The sequence below is a fragment of the Flavobacterium sp. LC2016-13 genome (genome assembly GCF_009707955.1).
Classification (GTDB): Bacteria; Bacteroidota; Bacteroidia; order Flavobacteriales; family Flavobacteriaceae; genus Flavobacterium.
In genome coordinates this window covers 327328-347368 of sequence record NZ_WMDQ01000003.1, presented here as the reverse complement: position 1 = coordinate 347368, position 20041 = coordinate 327328, and the positions used below count along the sequence as shown (strand labels likewise).

The 20041-nt window shown below is 34.4% G+C and carries 9 protein-coding genes; 1 reads left to right on the top strand and 8 read right to left on the bottom strand.

The window, feature by feature from the left end:
• Position 1: 1 nt before the first annotated feature.
• On the top strand, positions 2–2212 hold the full coding sequence (locus GKZ86_RS08560; RefSeq protein ID WP_154782696.1) for a xanthine dehydrogenase family protein molybdopterin-binding subunit: 2211 nt from the start codon (positions 2–4) through the stop codon (positions 2210–2212).
• A 602-nt stretch (positions 2213–2814) separates the two neighbouring features.
• On the opposite strand, the gene GKZ86_RS08555 is transcribed toward GKZ86_RS08560, so the two are convergent.
• The 8 genes from GKZ86_RS08555 to GKZ86_RS08520 form a co-directional block, all read right to left on the bottom strand.
• Complete coding sequence (locus GKZ86_RS08555; RefSeq protein ID WP_154782695.1) at positions 2815–4218, bottom strand: serine hydrolase; 1404 nt, start codon at positions 4216–4218, stop codon at positions 2815–2817.
• 117 nt (positions 4219–4335) lie between these two features.
• Positions 4336–4896, bottom strand: coding sequence for a DUF2911 domain-containing protein (locus GKZ86_RS08550; RefSeq protein WP_154782694.1), 561 nt, complete (start codon positions 4894–4896; stop codon positions 4336–4338).
• Between the two features lie 62 nt (positions 4897–4958).
• Positions 4959–6776, bottom strand: a complete 1818-nt coding sequence (locus GKZ86_RS08545) for a glycoside hydrolase family 2 protein (protein ID WP_154782693.1) — start codon at positions 6774–6776, stop codon at positions 4959–4961.
• A 156-nt stretch (positions 6777–6932) separates the two neighbouring features.
• Positions 6933–9356 (bottom strand): glycoside hydrolase family 2 TIM barrel-domain containing protein, encoded by a 2424-nt coding sequence (locus GKZ86_RS08540; RefSeq protein WP_154782692.1) that lies wholly within the window; start codon positions 9354–9356, stop codon positions 6933–6935.
• 150 nt (positions 9357–9506) lie between these two features.
• The gene (locus GKZ86_RS08535) at positions 9507–10685 is read right to left on the bottom strand and encodes a glycoside hydrolase family 88 protein (protein WP_154782691.1); all 1179 of its coding nucleotides are present in this window, start codon (positions 10683–10685) and stop codon (positions 9507–9509) included.
• A gap of 171 nt (positions 10686–10856) precedes the next feature.
• Positions 10857–12371, bottom strand: coding sequence for a RagB/SusD family nutrient uptake outer membrane protein (locus tag GKZ86_RS08530; protein ID WP_154782690.1), 1515 nt, complete (start codon positions 12369–12371; stop codon positions 10857–10859).
• 194 nt (positions 12372–12565) lie between these two features.
• A complete protein-coding gene (locus tag GKZ86_RS08525) occupies positions 12566–15568 on the bottom strand; it encodes a TonB-dependent receptor (protein WP_154782689.1) in 3003 nt (1000 codons plus the stop codon).
• Positions 15569–15780: 212 nt separating this feature from the next.
• Entirely contained in the window at positions 15781–19884 is a 4104-nt protein-coding gene (locus GKZ86_RS08520) for a hybrid sensor histidine kinase/response regulator transcription factor (protein WP_154782688.1), read from the bottom strand.
• Positions 19885–20041: the final 157 nt, after the last annotated feature.

The window sequence follows — 20041 nt, the reverse complement described above, 5'->3', positions numbered from 1 at the left end:
TATGAGCAAGACAAGTAATATAAACAGAGTTGACGGATTTGCTAAAGTAACAGGTTCTGCAACCTATTCTGCCGAGTATAAAACACCTGGTGTTGTTTATGCATGTTTGGTTGGAAGCACAATTGCAAAAGGACGAATTAAATCTATCGATACTAAAAAAGCCGAATGGGCGCCGGGAGTTTTAGCCGTAATTACACATCTTAATGTAGATAAACCAGTTGGATACGAAAAAGCAAAAGACAAACGCAATTTTGGTCAGCCGCTTCAGGTTTTCAAAGATGATTCTATATTGTATTACGATCAGCCAATTGCGCTTGTAATTGCAGATACGTTCGAAAGAATGCAATATGCGGCGAGTCTTATTAAAGCTGAATATTTAAAAGAAGAACATACCACAGATCTTAATAAAGCGAAAGACAAAGAGAAAAAAATAGACACAGATAAAGGCAATGATTACCATAGAGGTGTTCAGGATGGTTATAAAAATGCCGAAGTTGTTTTAGAACAAGAATATACGATTCCGACAGAAGTTCATAACCCGATGGAGTTGGCGAATATTATTGCAAAATGGGATGGAAATAAACCGAGTTTATTTACCAAAAGCCAGGGTGTTGAGGGAACTCGCAGAAGCGTAGCTGGTGTTTTTGGAATTCCTGCTGAAGATGTTTCTGTAAATTCTGAATATCTTGGAGGCGCTTTTGGAATGGGTTTACACACTTGGCCATACGAAATTGCTGCACTTATTGGTGCAAAAAAATTAAACCGACCTGTAAAGTTGGTTTTGCATAGAGAACAAATGTTTACCAATGTTGGGTTTAGACCTTATACGATTCAAAAAATGGGTTTAGGAGCCACGAAAGATGGTAAACTAACCGGATTAACGCATGAAGCGGTCGCAATGACTTCGAGTTATGAAGATTTTATGGAAGGTACTGTAAACATGTCGCGATTTATTTATAACTGCGATAATGTTTCTACCCGATATCGTATTGTGCCTTTAGATACTTGTACACCAATCTGGATGCGCGGTCCTGGAGAAGCAACGGGTTCTTTTGCCTTAGAAAGTGCCATGGATGAATTAGCGTATAAATTAGATATGGATCCGATTGAGTTTCGTAAACGTAATTATGCCGAAAAAGATCTGGAACAAAATAAACCGTGGAGCAGCAAATATCTTTTAGATTGCTATGAAGCGGGAATGGAACGTATTGGCTGGAAAAACCGAAATAATAAACCGGGAAGTGTTCGTGAAGGCGAATGGCTTGTAGGTTACGGAATGGGAACTGGAACTTTTGGTTCTTATAGAAATTCAAGTACTGTAAAGGCCAAATTTTTATTAGACGGAACTTTGGTTTTGCAATGCAGTGTTAACGATATGGGACCGGGAACGGCAACAATGATGACGGCAATTGGAGCTGAAATAACAGGAATTCCTGCTGAAAATGTGGTAATTGAAATGGGTAAAAGCGGCCTGCCAAAAGGACCAACACAAGGTGGTTCTGCAACAACGTCATCTGTAGGTTCTGCGGTGCATGATGCCTGTAATTTATTGATTAGTAAAGCACTTGGACTTGCGACTGAAAACCAGAATTTTAAAAATATTCCGGTTACAGATTTAGCTTTTGCCAATGGTTCGATTACTTCTACCAAAAACAGCGCTAAAACGGTTTCTTTAATTTCATTATTAAATGATAATAAATTAGAAGAACTGGCTGTAGAAAAAGAATCAAAAGGAACAGAAGAAGCCAAGAAATATTCAATTTATTCTTTCTCTGTACATTTTGTAAAAGTATTAGTGAATCCGAATTTAGGTAAAATCAGAATTGCCCATGTTGTTTCCTGTGCAGATATTGGAACTGTAATTAACCAAAAAACTTCGGCAGGACAAATGTTTGGAGGTGCAGTTGGCGGAATCGGAATGGGATTAATGGAAGCCTTGGAAATAGATCATCGTTTTGGTCGTCCGATAAATAATAATTTTGCAGATTATCATGTTCCGGTCAATGCCGATATTGAAAAACAGGAAGTATTTTTTGTCAATAAAAAAGATCCTGTCAGTAACCCGATGGGGACAAAAGGACTTGGAGAAACTGCTTTGGTAGGAATGGCGCCTGCAATTGCAAATGCCGTTTTTAATGCGACCGGAAAACGTGTTCGCGATTTGCCAATTACATTAGATAAGATTTTAGATGTATCTACGGCAAAAGCATAAAACTAGATAAGAAAGAAAAATTTCTTTTAAAAAAAATATCCCTTTAAGCGCAAAAAAATATTTTGCAATTAAAGGGACTTTTTTTTAGAAAAAATAAATGTAGCGGTTTGATTTCTCTAAAAAAATAAATGATGCAGGTATCATAAAATAAATACGAATAGATTTAGGGCATAAATCGAAAGAACCTATCTTATTATTTGGGGGACATAAGTAGTTTCTTTTAATTGCATTCTCACTGCATAAACTTATTGCGAAATTTTATTAAGACTGTACGATACTGCATCATTTGCACTTGGTTTTGGTCATGTTTTATTATAATAATAATTAACTTGATTGGTAGGTTTGTGGAACAATGTAATCGATTAATTATTATTGTATACAGCCAAATATATAATTATAGGTCAAATACTATTTACATAATTTTGCTTAAATGTTATATAATTCCCACTTTTTAACTTAAAATAGATATTTTGAGCCTGTATAATCTCATAAAAAAGCTTAAAATAAATAAGGCTCCCAATTTTATTTGACAGCCTTATTTATTGAATTTATTCTTGAAAAATTTTCTTACGTTTTACGACTATAGATTCTTACTTTTTAAATTATTTTTTTGTAAAAGAAGGCAAAATATACTTCTGAATTAATTCATCGCTTGATGATTGCGAATTATAATTTCCGCCTGTAATAACCGTTATCATATTTTGATCTTCCCAAACATAAATTTTCTGTCCGCCGTTTCCTTGCGCTACTTTTCCCTGATAGCGAACACCGTTGACCTCGATATATTTAAGCCACCACAAATAGCCATAATTAACGCCTTGAAGAACAGAATGTTTGGTAAATGATTCTTGTACCCAATTTTTAGAAATAACCTGTTTACCGTTCCAGACACCTTTATTCAGATAAAGCAAACCTAATTTTGCCATATCTCTTGAATTTAAATACAACTGGCAAAAAGTTTCAGCACTTGAAGCATCCGGTTTAAAATTCCATTTAAAATTCGTAATGGCAAGATCCTTAAAAAGCGTTTGTTTTGCAAAATCAGGTAAAGCCATTTTTGTAGCTCTTTCTATAATTTTACCCATTACAATTGGGTTGCCGGAGCAATACATTCCATTTGCGCCAGGAACATCAATCATTGGCAAGTCTAATGTATATTGAATCCAGTCATCAGAATTATTCATTTTTGTTTCATTTCCTTCTGCTTTCGGATTACTTACATCACAATCTAATCCACTTTCATTAGAAAGCAAATCTTCAATTGTGATTTCTTTTTTATCATCAGTCAGATTCTTAAAAGTATAATCCTTAAAATAAGAAAGAACAGTTTCGTCTTTACTTTTAATCAAACCTTTATCAATAGCGATTCCTGTAAGGGCAGACACAAAACTTTTTGTTGCAGAACGAAGCTCGTGTAACTTCGTTTTGTTGTATTCATAAAAATATTCTTCAAATATAAGTTTGCCGTCTTTAATGATTAAAACGCTGTGAACGTTTGGATAAGAACCAGTCACAATTTTCTGCATCATTTCATTCAACAATGCTTTGTCTAATCCGGAATTGTCAAGCGTGCCCGTTGCTAAACCATCAAGTGGATCTTTTTTGGGAGGAATATAAGCGTACTTATAATCTTTAGTAACATTAAGTCTTGGGTACCACATTTCTTTAGGAAAGACAACCTTTTTATTTAATAAATTAAAAGTATTTCCTTCAGAAGAATAGCCGGTAATTGCTCCTAATTTATTTCTCAAAAATGTCACATTTTCTTTAGACATATTTTGAAATACATCCTTTTCGGTAAATTTTAAAGGATATTTACTTTCATTGATTATAGCATATAAAAGAGTATCTTTTGGTGAAGCAGCTATTTTTAGCGTGGTTTTGTTGAGGTATTCATAACTGCCTTCATACTCTTTTAGCTGTTCATAACTAATTTTATTTTTTTGTTGGGAATTCCCAAAATTTGCTGCCAATAAAAACAGTAGAAGTAAATATTTCTTTTTCATGCTTTGAACTAGAATTTGGTTAATATTATGGTTCAGTTAGGGTTACAAATAAAAAATGAGACACTAATATATTAAAATTAGTGTCTCATTTTTATTTTGACCGATAAAAAATATAAATTATTTTATTGTAATCGGAACTTCAACAGATGTTTTATCCCATCCGATAACTAAATTAGCCAAATTATCTTTTGAAGTAAAAGCAATTGATAAAGCTTCAACCGGAGTAACCAGTGCTTTTACCGGAACAGAAATTTTTACTAAATCTTTGCTTGAATCATAAGGATACGCTCCCCATAAATCAACTTCTTTATTGATAATGATCGTCCATTTGTCTTTTTCAGGAATAGCAAATAAACTATAAGTTCCAGCAGGAACAGCAACACCGTTTATAGTTGCCGGTTTATAGAATTTGATTTCTGTATTTTCGTTAGCACCTACACGCCATACTTCGTTAAAAGGAATTAATTCTCCAAAAATAGCACGTCCTTTTGCAGAAGGTCTCGAATAAATAACCTTAATTAATGGTGATGGCGTATCTGTTTTTTTAAATTTTACAGCTTTATTTGGGAAATAAGCAATATCAGCCGGACTGGCATCAAGAGGCGCAAATTTTACTTCTTGAGCATTAACAGAAAGCGCAATCAAAAAGATTAAGGTCAATAAACTGAATTTTTTCATAACATAAGAGTTTTTTGTTTCATACAAAAATAAGAGATTAAACAATAAGAAGAATCAAATTGTTATTCCTTTTTCTTTTTTTCATACCAGCTTTGCATGATATAAAAAGCTTTCTTTTTTTCACCGTCGTTTGAGATTAAACCTTTACGATTATATTCGTCCTGAATTCCCGGTAAAAGCCTTCTTGGAGATCTGAAATCAACTAAAATCCATGGACTTAAACCACTAAGATGAGGTATTTTTTCGATCATTTTTAAATTCTGGATATATAAGTATTCCTGAAATTCCTCTGTCCATCGCTCATTTTTTTCTCCGTGAAAACCTTGTTTGGCATCACCGCCAAATTCAGAAACAATTACAGGTTTGTTGTATTTCGTTTTCCAGAAAATCTTTTCAGCATCTTCCAGTTTTCCGCCATACCAGCCTAAATATTGATTAAATGAAATAATATCTAAATATTCGCCAATTGCATCATTGATAGTTCCAAATCCGTCAGCACCGCTTTGTGTTAATAATGCCGCACTAATTAATCTTGTATTATCTAAAGATTTTGTGTGATCGACCAGATTTTTAATAAAAGTATTTCTCGCATCTGAAATTGGTGTTTCATTTGCCATCGACCAAATAATAATACAAGCTCTGTTTTTATCTCTTGTTACAGCGGCAGTTAATTGATCTTCGGCATTTTGATACGTACTTTTATTGGTGAATTCAACTGTCCAATATACCGGGATTTCTTCCCAAACCATTAATCCCATTTTATCAGCCGTTCTGATAATGTTTTCATTATGCGGATAATGAGCCAGACGAACATAATTGCAACCCAATTCTTTTGCCCAGTTTAATAAACGCAAAGCATCTTCTTCAGAATTCGCACGTCCGCCTTTTGCATTTTCTTCGTGAATCGAAATCCCGCGTAAAAAGATTGGTTTTCCGTTTAATAAAATCTTGTCCTCTTTTGTTTCAATCGTTCTGAAACCGATATTATCTTTTAATTTTTGTCCGTTAAAATCGATCGCAACATCATATAATTTCGGATTTTCAGGAGACCAATATGAGATTTTTTTAGCCGGAATCTCAAAATTCAAAATCCCGTCAGCACCAACTTTTCCTTTATAATTTATTTTTAATTCCGGAATCGAAATCGAAACCTGATTTTGAGTTGCATCAGGATTATTGATTTTAATAAAACCTGAAATCAAAGCTGCATTATTTTTTTTAAGCTGAATGTTGTAATCTTCAACAAATGAAGTTTCTTCTTCAACTAAAGTAACATCACGCGTAATTCCGCCATAATTCCACCAATCCGTATTAATAGTCGGAACATCTTCTTTATGGCGTGTATTGTCTACTTTAATAACCAAATAATTGTCTTTTGGTTTTACAATCGACGTTACTTCATAATTAAATGGCGTAAAACCACCGATATGAGTTCCTAGTTTTTTACCGTTTAAATAAACATCAGCTTTGTAATTGATCGCACCCAAATACAGAAAAAGACGTTTTTTAGCAGCTAAATCATAATCGAAAGATTTCTTGAACCAAACGTTTCCTTCGTAATATTTAAGCTCCGGAATTTGAGAAGTAAAATCGCCCGGAATATTAATTTTAGGTGATTTATCAAAATCATATTCTACCAATTCCTGTTTGTTTACAGCATGATAATTATTAAAATATGCCGCATTTGATGGTTTTGACTGTTTGTCATATTCATCATGATGAAAGCTGTAATATCCAGTTTCGTATGGATCGACAATATAATTCCAAACCCCGTTTAAAGAAGTTGTATGTCGGTTTGGAACGTTTGAGATTAAGTTTTGATTTTGCGCAAATCCCAAAAAGGATAAGGTTAAGAGTAATGAGGTTAATAGTTTTTTCATTGGTAAAGTTGTATTTGTTTTTATGTTTTTCTGCCACAGATTAAAATGATTTTTTCCTCGCAGATTTTGCAGATTGAGCAGATTATTTATTTGCAAAGTTTTTAAAATTAAATCTGTTCAATCTGCAAAATCTGCGTGAGAAAAAAAAATTGCGTCTTAGTGACTTTGTGGCATTATTTTTAAATATTCTCCTTTAAAACTCTGATTCAGAGCCGTCATTTCAATCGGATTATTTGAGCCATCCGGAATAACTTCAATCGAAGCTTTTCCGTTTGCCATTTTTATTGATTCACTTCCTGTTGGAGTTCCCTGGTTTTTCATTGTTTTTCCACCTTTCAAACATTGAAAATAAACACTTTCTTCATAATCCAGACAACGCAAATTGTTATTGTCAATGGCAATTGCCGTAACCAGATAATGGCCATTTTTTAATTTTTCAAAAGACAATTGTAACGAAGTTGCCGTATCATTTTTATTAAAACGATAGTTTACTTTTAAGGTATCCGAAACCGTTTTTCCATCCTTCGTTTTCCCAATTGCAACCAGTTTGTTTTCTCCTTTTATAAAATTAACATCCCAAGTTAAGCCATTTGCAGGATATAGAGAAAGATTTCTTTGTTTTTCTCCAAGTGATTTTCCTTCATGATACAAGGTTACTTTCTCGCAATTACTAAAAACATTAATTGTTCTTGGCAAATTTTCAGGTCCTTGGCGTTCGGTCCAGGTATGCGATTCGATATAGGCAAAAGGTTCTTTTCCCCAATAACTTTTAAAAACATAATAAGCGTCTTTTGGAACTCCATTTCTGTCTACAAGTCCTTTTTGATTCATATACGGAATATCATCTTCGGGACGTAATGGCGTTGCAAAATCCTTAAACGCCCATTGAACATTACCCACAAATGTTGGATCGTTCTCGGATATATGCAAATGCCAATCGAATAAATCGACGATGTAGTTTTCGCTCCAATCGCCAATTTGAGCCACATTTGCGACTTTAGTTTGTACAATTGCTTCTTCCCAGCCTTCTGCTTTTATTACGCCTTCGCCTGTAACTGGATTTTCGCTGTGACGCCCAACGTGACTGTCTCCGCCATATTCAGCATGAATAAAATGTTTGTATTCTTTTTTGTAAACATCAATGGCTTTTTGGTAACTTTTGTAACTTCCTGAATACCAGCCAGACCAAATAGAAGGGGAGAAGACATCGACAATTTTCGAACCTTCGTAATATTTTCTAATTGCCGTTTTTCGCGTTGGATCAAGTTTGTGTGCTATATTATTTAATTCGGTTAAAAACACATTTGTTCTTTCCGTATTATCGCCGTCAGGAAAATCAGGTAACCAGTTCATTTCATTTCCTAAAGACCAGATTATAATACTTGGATGATTATAGTTTTGATTGATGATTTCTGCCAGCATATTTTTGGTGTTCGTTTGCCAAAGTTCATCACCAATTCCGCCGCGGCACCACGGCAATTCATCCCAAACTAATATACCAAGTTCATCACAAGCTTTATAAATTTCAGGATCTTGCGGATAATGCGCCAGACGAACAAAATTTGCACCCATTTTTTTAATAGATTCCATATCAGCACGATGTTGTGCGTTGCTCATGGCGGCACCAACTCCTGCTTGTTCTTCATGGCGATGTGTTCCGCGAAGCAGTAATCGTTTTCCGTTAAGAAAGAACGGACCGTGATCTTTAAACTCAAACCACCTGAAACCTACTTTTTCAGAAACGCTGTCTTTGATTTGGTTTTTCTCTGATAAAATAGCTGAAACGGAATATAAGTTTGGATTATCGGTATCCCAAAGTTCCGGGTTTTTGATATTTTCGAATATGATATTTGATGTTTTATCTGAAACTGAAATCGTTTTGCTGGCGACTTTTTTTCCTTTTGGATTTTTAAGAATCACCGTTAATGATAAAGCTGAATTTTCAGGATTTACTATCGAAGAAATAATTTGTACCGAAGCTTTTTTAGCCGAAACTTCAGGCGTTGTAATTTTTAAATTATCTATATGATTTTTGTATTGAGATACTAACCAGACATCTCTTGTAATTCCTCCATAAATAAAGAAATCACTTTTTTGCGATGGAATTATTTCGATGTCATAACTGTTATCTACGCGTACAAAAATAGCGTTGTTTCCTTCTTTTATAAAATTCGTAACATCGATCGAAAAACCAATATAGCCACCAATATGTCCGCCGGCTTCTTTACCGTTTACGTATACTTTTGTCGTTACATTCGATCCTTCAAAATATAAAGAATAACGTTGGTTTTTATCTATTTGAGGAATATTCAGTTTTTTTTGATACCAGCTTGCATCGCGCCTGTAACCCGGATTTAAATCTGTTGCGTCTTCGGCGTTCCAGGTGTGTGGTAAATTTAGAGAAATCCAGTTTGAAGCTTTTTGAGCATCATTTAGATTTGATGTACTATTTTCTAAATAGAGCCAGTTTTCATCAATATTCATCTTTGTCTGAGCAAAACTGCTGCTCAGACAAATCTGAAAAAAAACAAAAAGCGCAAAAGTTAAAAATGTATTATGTTGGTACAGGTAGTTCTTCATAAATAGTTTCAAAGTTTCAAAGGTTCAGAGGTTCAAAGGCGATCAAAGGTTCAGAGGTACAAAGGCTCAGAGGTACAAAGGTTCATAAGCTCAAAAAAAGCAAGTATCAAACGTTCAAAGGCTAAAGACCTTTGTCGCTCTGAACCTTTGTCACTTTTTTCTAAGTAACGCTTCCAGAAAATAATAATCGGCGTAGATGATTGGTTCGTCAATTTCGTCATGTTTTGGCCAGTTTCCGGTGCTGTGATCCAATAAAAAAGGCGCTTTAATTTTAGCATCTAAAATGTATTTTTCGGTTTGAACCGAAGTCATTACTTTATCGGCGAAAGCCAGATAACTTTTATTTTTAGTATACCCGTAAAGTTCATACAAAGCCGAAGCCATAACGGTTGCAGCAGATACATCGCGAGGTGAATTTGGAATACTCGGATCTTTAAAATCCCAATACGGAATTCCGTCTTCAGGAAGGTTTTTATTATTGATAAAAAACGTTGCGGTTGCTTCGGCCTGTTTTAGATAAGCCGGATCTTTGGTATAACGATAACACATCGTAAAACCATAAACTGCCCAGCCTTGTCCGCGTGCCCAAACCGAATCATCGTTATAACCCTGAAGAGTTGTTTTCTTTCTTACGGCGCCAGTTGCCGGATCGTAATCGATAACGTGATAACAACTGTTGTCTTCCCTAAATTGATTTTTTAAAGTTGTATTGGCGTGTTGAATGGCAATGTTTTCATACTTTTTATTGCCGGATAATTTACTGGCTTCAAAAAGCAATTCAAGGTTCATCATATTATCGATGATAACGGGATAATCCCAAATTTCCTTATTGAAATCCCAAGATCGTATTGCGCCAACTTTGGCGTTAAAACGAGTGCATAAAGTTTCGGCACCTTTAATAATTACGTCCTTGTATTCTTGTTTGTTTTCCACTTTTAGCGCTTCTCCAAAACTGCAAAACACTTTGAACCCAACATCGTGTGAATTACTATTAACGCTTTCTTTTTTGCTAAAAAGTGTCCATTTTTCAGCCTGATCTTTATATCTGCCATCGCCTGTAAGTCGGTATAATTGCCATAAGTTTCCGGCAAAGAATCCGCTTGTCCAGTCTCTTGACGGTACTTTTTTAATTAAATTGGTTTTGATGCTCATGCTTCTCGGCATCGACATCGAATCAACCGGATAATCGAGTAGCATTTTGTATCGGTTTTCCAGAAGATTTTGTGCATTTGCTGCGGTAGCTTTTGTCGGAGAATTAATTCCGGATTTGCACGCCGTCCCAAGCAGTGCAAACCCAAGAATTAAAGAAATGAAACTAACTTTATTCATATTACTAATTAATTTTTTTTAGCTTCTAGACTAAATTTTAGACGCGGATGAAGTGGATTTACTATCGCAAAAACGCTGATTTTTAAACTATTTTTAAAATCCGTTTTTTTCCGTGTCTTCGCAATAGCGAATCCGTTTCATCTGCGTTCAAGAATAATAATTCAGTTAAAATTAATAACCAGGATTATTCGGTTTTAAATTTGGGTTTATGGCTAATTCAGTTCCCGGTAATGGAAATAAATAATCTTTATTTGGATTAAAAGCGTGTGGTTCAAAACCATTTGGTCCAAATACTTCAGGGCCGTTTTTCAACCTTTTAATGTCATACCATCTGATATATTCAAAAGCCAATTCTAAACGTCTTTCATTAATAACCATTTTTCTAAAATCAGCCTGAGATAAACCCGGAGTTACATTTGCCGGAAACGAAACTTGTTTTCCTGCTTTGTTTCTCGCTCTGGCGCGAACTCGGTTTACATAACCGTCAGCTTCTAAAGTTCCCGGTGTAATTTCGTTTAAAGCTTCGGCAGCCGTCAATAAAACTTCAGCGTAACGCATTGTGATATAGTTGTGTTGAGAAGTTCTTCCGTTTGCTCCGGCTTTCCCCGGAAAACGAAAGTATTTGGCAATGTGCGGTCTTGGCGCTTTTTCGTTATCACTTGATGGAAAAACTTGTAAAGCTCCGCCCGGACCGGTTTTCTTTCTGATAATAGTATCAAAACTTACTGCTCTTCTGTAATCTCTCTGATCCCAGTCGTTAAATACTTTAAGAGATGGCACAGCTACAGAAAACCCCTGACCATAGCTGTAGCTATCATCTTTTAAAGAACCTGTAAAAAACGCTGTATAATCCTGACCGTAATTTCCTGAAACCAAGTTGTTAAAGTCAATCGTAAACAAAGGCTCTTTTAATGTTGCAGTTTTTGTAGCATTAAATAAATCCTGAAAATCAGCATCTAATCCTAAACCAAATTTAGCTTCGTTTGTAATAACATATTTAGCTTCGTCATAAGCTTTTTGGTAGTTTCCTAATGTCAAATAAACAGAGGCTAAATATCCTGCTGCAGTACCTTTTCCGGGAACCGCTTTCACTTTTGGTTTGTCTTCAAGCCATTGTTTTGCAAATTCTAAATCGGCAATGATTTTTGGGTAAACTTCAGCTTCTTTCATTCTGCTTAAAGAATTTACCTGAGAAACGTCGTTTACCACAAAATCAACATACGGAATATCTCCAAAAATTCGAACCAAATGATAATACGTAAAAGCTCTTGCAAAATAAGCCTGAGCTACAATTGCGTTTATTTTTGCAGGATCTCCGGGTGTTTTTTTAGCACCTTCGATGGCCTGATTTGCTGCTGTAATAATGATATACGATTGCGGCCAAAAGTTAGCAACAAGTGCGTTTGTATCATTCATATTCATATCATTAACATCAATACGCGCTGCCTGAGTGGTTCTGTCACCAATATCGGCCATGTCGTCGCGTAACATTAATGCAATTGTAAATTCTCTTCCCCAGTAATTATTGTGGGCAATGTTGGCGAAACTTCCATTTACAGCGGCTTGCAAGTCGTCTGTATTGTTAAAAAAGTTGTCAGGACTAATAACTCCCACCGGATGTTCTTCAAGATCAGAGCATCCAAAAGCGAATATTCCCAAGCAAAATAAGGCTATATATTTTTTCATAATATTAATTTTTAGGTATTGGGTGTATAATTTAACACATAGAAACATAGCTTTTGGAACGCTAAATAAGGCGTTTCACTTGCATTAATAATCATAGCATTTTGCGTATAGCTATGTGTGAAAACTAGTTTTTTTTATTTCCTTTTTTGAGAAAGAAAAATCTATGTTTCTATGTGTTTAATATTATTTTAAAACTAGAATTTTAAATTAAAACCAAAAGTGAAGGTTCTTACATTTGGATAACTTCCGTAATCTAAACCTAAATTGGTATTACTTCTGGCGTTAGTATCATTAAGATAATTCACCTCAGGATCTGATCCAGGATAGTTTGTAATCGTCCAAAGGTTTTGTGCACTGATGTAGAAACGAACTTTGCTCAATCCAATTTTCGAAACTACTTTTTCATCTAAACTATATCCGATAGAAATGTTTTTTAAACGGATGTAGCTCGCATCATAAACAAATCTTGACGTAACTCTTTTTGTTCTTGCCGCATTAATAGGCACATTAGTATCGGTATGTGTTGGTGTCCATGCATCTAAAACTTCAGTAGTTGCATTGTTGTTTCCAGATGCCAATTCCATCAAAGTATAGTTTAAGATTTGATTGCCTTCTGAACCCTGAAAGAAAATATTCAAGTCGATATTTTTATAAGTGAAATCATTATTCAAACCAAAAATGAAATCAGGGTTTGGGTTTCCGATAAGCGTTTTATCGTTAGAATCCAGTTTTCCGTCACCATTAACATCTTTGAATTTTTCTCCACCCGCAATCGTTTCAAAGTTACCCGGAAGAACCGTTTCGCCTTGTTGAATTACACCATCATAAATAAATCCGTAGAAAGAACCAACCGGTTCACCAACTCTTAAAATTTGAGAATCTGTAGCAAGGAAATGTCCTGGCGTAGAGTTAATTATAAGATCTTTATTATCGGCTAATTTTAATACTTTATTCTTGTTTGAAGAAATATTAAAATTTGTAGACCACGTAAAATCAGGACCTGTAAAGTTTTTAGACGTAATACCCAATTCCCAACCTTTGTTTTCTAATTCTCCAACGTTTTGAAGCTGAGTTGCGATTCCGGAAACTGCCGGTAAAGGTCTGCTGAACAATAAATCTTTGGTAATTGTTTTGTAATAATCTGCCGTAATACTGATTCTGTTATCAAATAAACCTAAATCAATACCGTAATCTTGTTGGTATGAAGTTTCCCATTTTAAATTCGGATTATCTAAAGAAGTCAATTGAACCGCATTTACAATGACGTCACCGCTTACATCATAAATTTCTGAAAATCGTGATAAAGTAGAGTAGGCATCGATTGATGGATTTCCTGTTGCTCCGTAACTCGCTCTTAATTTAAGATTTGAAACCGTTTTGCTGTCTTTTAAGAAATTTTCTTTACCAATATTCCAGCCAATTGCCCCAGAAGGGAAAGTTCCGTATTTGTAATTTTTACTAAAACTTGAAGAACCGTCACGACGCGCTGTAAATGTTAGTAAATATTTATCATCATAATCAAAGTTCAACCTTCCGAAAGCCGATATTAATTCTGTTTCAGATAAAGCAGATCCCGGTTTTAAGAATACTGTTCCTGCACCTAAATTATGGTATGAATTTGTATTGGTCAAAAATCCTCTTGAAGCGGCAAAAGAGCTTTCGTTTTTGTTTTTTTGATATGAATAACCACCAAGAACTGTCAGGATTCCTTTGTCGATAATTTCTTTTTTATACGTTAGATAATTTTCTGTAAGGAAAGAAGAAAATCGTGTGTTGTTTACAGAAGCTTCTCCTTTGATATTTTTTCCTGCAATTAAAGTTGACGGAATAAATCTTCCGGTTTGCGAATTATTATCTGTTAATCCTAAAGTAGTTTTAAAATCAAGGTCTTTTGTAATTTTATATTGAGCAAAGAAATTCGATCTGTTTACGATAGAAACCGTTTCTAAAACATTTTCCATAGCTGTTGCGTACGGATTATCAATATCATCTCCAATCGGAGCCGTTGATGTATAACTTCCGTCTGCATTATAAATTCCTTTGTCCGGCATAAAACGATACGCCGCAGCAATTACACCCGCAGCACCAGTTCCTCCGGCGCCAGTCTGGCTGATAATTCCTTCTTTGTTTTGTTTGCTTTGAAATAAATTAAGCCCCACTTTAAATCTCGATGATAAATCAGCTTCAAGATTACTTACGATCGTGTATTTATCGATTCCTGAATTTATAACAACACCGTTTTGGTTGAAGTAATTTCCGGAAACATAATATTTAACCGTATCTGAACCACCTGAAAATGATAATGAAGTATTCGAAATCATTCCTTCGCGATAAATAACATCTTGCCAATCTGTGTTAGCGCCACTAGAAGTATGCGTTGTAAAACTTTTTCTGTATGCCACAAACTGATCTGCATCTAATAAATCAAGTTTATTGTTTACTGATTGTACTGATGTTGAATTACTGAATTCGATAACCGGTTTTCCTGGTTTTCCTTTTTTAGTTGTAACCATGATAACCCCGTTTGAACCTCTTGATCCGTAAATAGCAGTTGCAGAAGCATCTTTTAAAACCTCAATAGAAGCAATATCTTGAGGTTGCGGCATCGAAGCGCCCGCAAAACCATCTACAACTACAAGTGCATCTCCACTCGCATTGATCGAAGTTCCTCCACGAACCCTGATTTTTACAGGAGCGCCAGGTTCACCACCATTATTAGATTGTACCGAAACCCCTGCAGCGCGCCCTTGCAAAGCCTGTTCTGCACTTAATAACGGAAAAGCGGTTAATTCTTTTGCTGTTACAGAAGATACAGATCCCGTAATATCACTTTTTTTACGAGTTCCGTAACCTACTACAATAACTTCATCAAGTGCTTTTGTGTCTGGTTTTAAACTTACGTTGACTACTGTTTTATTTCCAAGCGGAACTTCTACAGTTTGATATCCTACAAAGTTGAAGACTAAAACAGCATTTTTTTCTGAAACTATTACAGTATAATTCCCATCCATATCCGCAGATCCTCCAACTGATGATCCTTTGATATAAACATTAGCACCAGGAAGTCCGAGTAAATCTTCGCTGGAAGTGATTTTTCCGGTGACTTTTTTGTCCTGTGCATTTACAACAATATTTACAAGTACAAAAAGTACCATAAAATACCATTTAAGCGATTTAATTTTGAGGTTTGTAAACATTCATTTTGTGGTTTTAAGTTAAATTTAGATAAAGTAAAAAAGCAATAAACTCATTCCAATGATTAGCATGACAAATAGAATTTGCAGTAACATGAATTTTGTTTTTCTGATTTTCATATCGCAAATGTATAGGGCGCAAACGATATAGAAATACAAAAAAGGGTATCTAAAAATACAGATACCCTTTTTTAAGCCTTATAAACAGAGGATTTTTACAGTACGGAGACAGATTTAGAAAATTTGTCAGCAAATTGTGACGGTGTTTCTCCGTATCTTTTTTGGAAACATTTACTAAAGTATTTCGGATTATTAAATCCAACTTTATAACTTACTTCAGAAACATTAAGTTTGTTTTGTTCTAATAATTGAGCAGCACGTTTTAATCTTATTTCATGAATAAATTCGTTTGGCGTATAATTTGTCCACGCTTTTATTTTTAAGAATAACATCGTGCGGCTTACACCCAATTCTGAACAGAAAAACGGAATGTCAAATTGTTCGTTTGAGATATTTTCTTCTACAATTTTGAATGCTTTTTTCAACAGTTCTTCATCAAGTGATGAAACTGTGATTTCTGACGGAACAAAATTATCATCGCTAGAAAATTTGGCTTTTAATCTTTCGGTTGAATTCAACAGATTTTTAACGCGAAGTTTAAATTCAATTAAATTAAAAGGTTTACTGATATAATCATCGGCACCGCTTTCGAGTCCTTCAAATTTATAAACCAAAGAAGATCTTGATGTTAGCAGAATTACCGGAATATGACTTGTTTTTAGATTCTCTTTGATTTTCGAGCAAAGTTCTGTTCCTACCATTTCAGGCATGATAACATCGCTGATAATTAAATTAGGAACATATTGCAATGCTTTTTCAAAGGCAATTTTTCCGTTTTCAGCTTCAATAATATTGTATTCTTTTTTGAGTAAATTTTTCATAAAAGATCGCAAAACCTTATGATCTTCGACAATCAGAATGGTTTGTTTTTCGGCATTTACTACAAAATCGTCAATATCTTCGTGTTCTGTTATTTCTGCCGTTTCAAGTTGAGCAGTATATTGTACAATATCGTCACTTATTTTGAAATCCTGAATAATTTCAGTTTCCAAAAGATGTGCTCTGCCCAACGGAAGCGCGACTTTAAACACAACACCACCCGTTTTTTTATTCGTTACATCGATCGTTCCTTTATGCAGTTTGACAATGTTTTTTACAATAGATAATCCAATTCCGGTTCCTTTATTGTAGTTTTTCTGAACGTTATTATGCAACGGAACTTCAAAAAATAAATCGAAAATTTTATCAATATGTTCTTCGGCAATGCCAACTCCGGAATCTTCTACGGCAATAAAAAGATTTTCGTGATCGTGATTTATTTTAATATTGATGTTTCCGCCTTTTGGGGTATAACGAAATGCATTCGAAATCAAATTATAAAAAACACGTTCCAGTTTATAACGATCAAAATATACCAGAATTTCTTCTTCAGAAGCTTCAAAAGTATAATTGTAACCGCCGTCTTTCGCATATTCGATAAAAGACAAAAAGATTTCTTTGGTAAATTTTACAATATTTCCGTTGGCAGATTCTAAAGTTACCTGATGATTTTCGAGTTTTCTAAAATCCATTAAGCGATTAATCAAACTCAAAAGATGATTGGCGCTTCCTTCAATAACCAACAACTTTTTATACATTTCATTCGTTCCGTTATAATCGGCCAGAATTTGTTGTAACGGTCCTAAAATCAAAGTTAAAGGCGTTCTGAATTCATGCGAAATATTGGTAAAAAAGTCCAGTTTTGCCCTGTTGTTTTCTTCAATACGTTTGGTTTCAAGATATTCCAGTTCCAGTTTTTGTTTTAATCTCGCTTTCGATTTCATAATCCAGATTAAACCGTATAAACCTAAACCAATCACAATTCCGTAAAATAAAAATGCCCAGATACTGCGCCACGGAGCCGGTTTTACAACAACCGTTAAAGTGGTTGGGTTTTTATTCCAAACGCCGTCATTATTGGCGCCACGAACTTCAAAAACATACGTTCCCGGATTCTGAATCGCATACATGGCTTCTGTATTTTTTGTAAGTGTCCAGTTATTTTCCAGTCCGGTTAAACGGTAGCTGTATTGATTTTTTTTGGATCGAATGTAATTCGGAATCGCAAAATTGATTGAAAAATTAGCCTTGTCATAATCCAAAGTGATAGTTTTGGTATAACCAATACTTTTTTCTAAAATGCCTAAAGAATCATTTGGGTTTGTAGTTTCATTTTTGATTTTCAAATCAGTAATCAAAACCTGAGGCGCGTGTTGATTTATTGAAATTTTTCGGGTATCAAAATAAGTTGCTCCGGACGGGCTTCCAAAATAAAATCTATTAGCATCAAGTTTTAAAGCCGCATTATCATTAAATTCATTATTTATTATACCGTCTTTTTGATCATAATTGACAACTGTTTTTCGGGTTGTACTGTATTTTATAATTCCCTGATTGGTACTAATCCATAAATTTTTATTATCATCTTCCAAAATAGAATGGATCGCTGTAATAACCGTATTTCCAATTTTTAGGTTGATTCGGTTAAATTTCTTTCCATCAAAATAATGCAATCCTTTTGCTTTTGTTCCTACCCAGATTTTATTCTGAGAATCCTGAAACAATGTCAGAATATCATCTCCTGATAAAGTAATATCATCATAAAAGAAATGTTTTACAGCGTATTTATTTGGCTGAAAATTTTGAAGACCAATAAGATTCAGTCCGCTCAGTGTTCCTACCCAAAGCCTTTTTTGTTTGTCGACTAAGACCGTTCGCACATAATTATTGCTTAGATAATTTGGCTTGGCATTTTCATTTCTAATAAATTGAAAAACTTTAGAAACCGTATTATAGCGAATTAATCCTTTACTAAAAGTCCCCATCCACAATATTCCGTTTCCTTCTGTTTTGATGGAATAAACACCTACATCTTTTAATGAATCCTTTAATTGAGGCGAAATTCGGTCGTTTTCAAAACTTTTATTTAGCGTATTATACGCTGAAATTCCTTTAGAGAAAGTTCCCATCCACAAAATATTATTCTCTGCAATCCACATTGATTTAATGTCATTTATGGGTGTTTGTCCAATTTTGTTGCTGATGTAACTCGTAGCTTCTGTATTTTTATTGTAAACAGTGACGCCGCCACCTTCGGTCCCAAAATAAATATTCTGATTTTTGTCGGTAACAATTGAACTCACCACATCATAACTCATCGGAATCTTTTTCGAATTCTGATCATAATTGAAGAAATTCGCATTCGAAATATCCCACATATTTACGCCTTTGTAATAACAGCCAACCCAAACAGAACCTTTTTTATCAATGAAAATCGATTTTACTTTTTCGATTCCACTGCTATGGGTATTATTACTATTGTTGTTATTTATCTTTTGAATACTCTTGTCTTCTCCTAAAATATAGATTCCATCATAAGCACCAATCCAGATCGAGCCTTTGCTGTCAATAGCTAATGCCCGGATTTCATTGCTGATTTCCTTATATTTTTCGTTAGATAAAAATGAAACAAAGCTGTTTTTTGAAGTATCAAATTTTAAAAGCCCTTTGTTTTTTGTTCCAACCCAGATATTGTTAAAGCGGTCTTCAACAACAGATGATACATTGAGTAAATCAATATCATTTAGCGGATAATTTTTAAAAGAAAATTTCCCGTTTTTTCTGCTTGTTAGCAAGCATAATCCTTTAGTAGTTCCAAGCCAGATCTGACCTTTTTTGGTTTTTAAAATACTCAGAATATTATTGCTTGGAATCGTTGTATTATCCTTGGAAGAATGAAAAGCAGAAGCAAACTGTTTTGTTCTTTTATTATAAACAGTTAATCCTTTTGAAGTTCCAAACCACATTTCATCTCCAATTTTCTTTATGCACCAAATGGTATTACTATTTATAGTATGATTGATTTTATCATGCAAATATCGGTTGAAAGTATTGCTAACCGGATCATAACAATTCAGCCCATTATAAGTTCCAATCCATAATTTTCCGGAATCATCTTCTTCAATAGATAAGATGTCATTACTAATAGACGTTTTGTTAGTAACATCATTTCTATAAATGGTGAATCGGCTGCCGTCATATTTATTGAGACCATCACGCGTACCAAACCACATTTGCCCAAATTTATCCTGATGTATAGCAATAACAGAATTCTGCGAAAGTCCGTCAGTCGTAGAAATATTTTTGAGACGATATTTATTTTGGGAAAATATATTTCCGAAAACAGATAGGATTAATAGAAAGGCTATTTTGTATTTCATAGCGTTTTTTTTTAGGTGCAAAGGTTCAGAGCTGCAAAGGTTCAAAGGTTTTTTAGCCACGAATTCACGAATTTTTATAATTTATTGTGCGCAATCATTCGTGAATTCGTGGCTATTTAGCGCATAGAAATTAATCTTTTGAATCTGTGAAATCTGT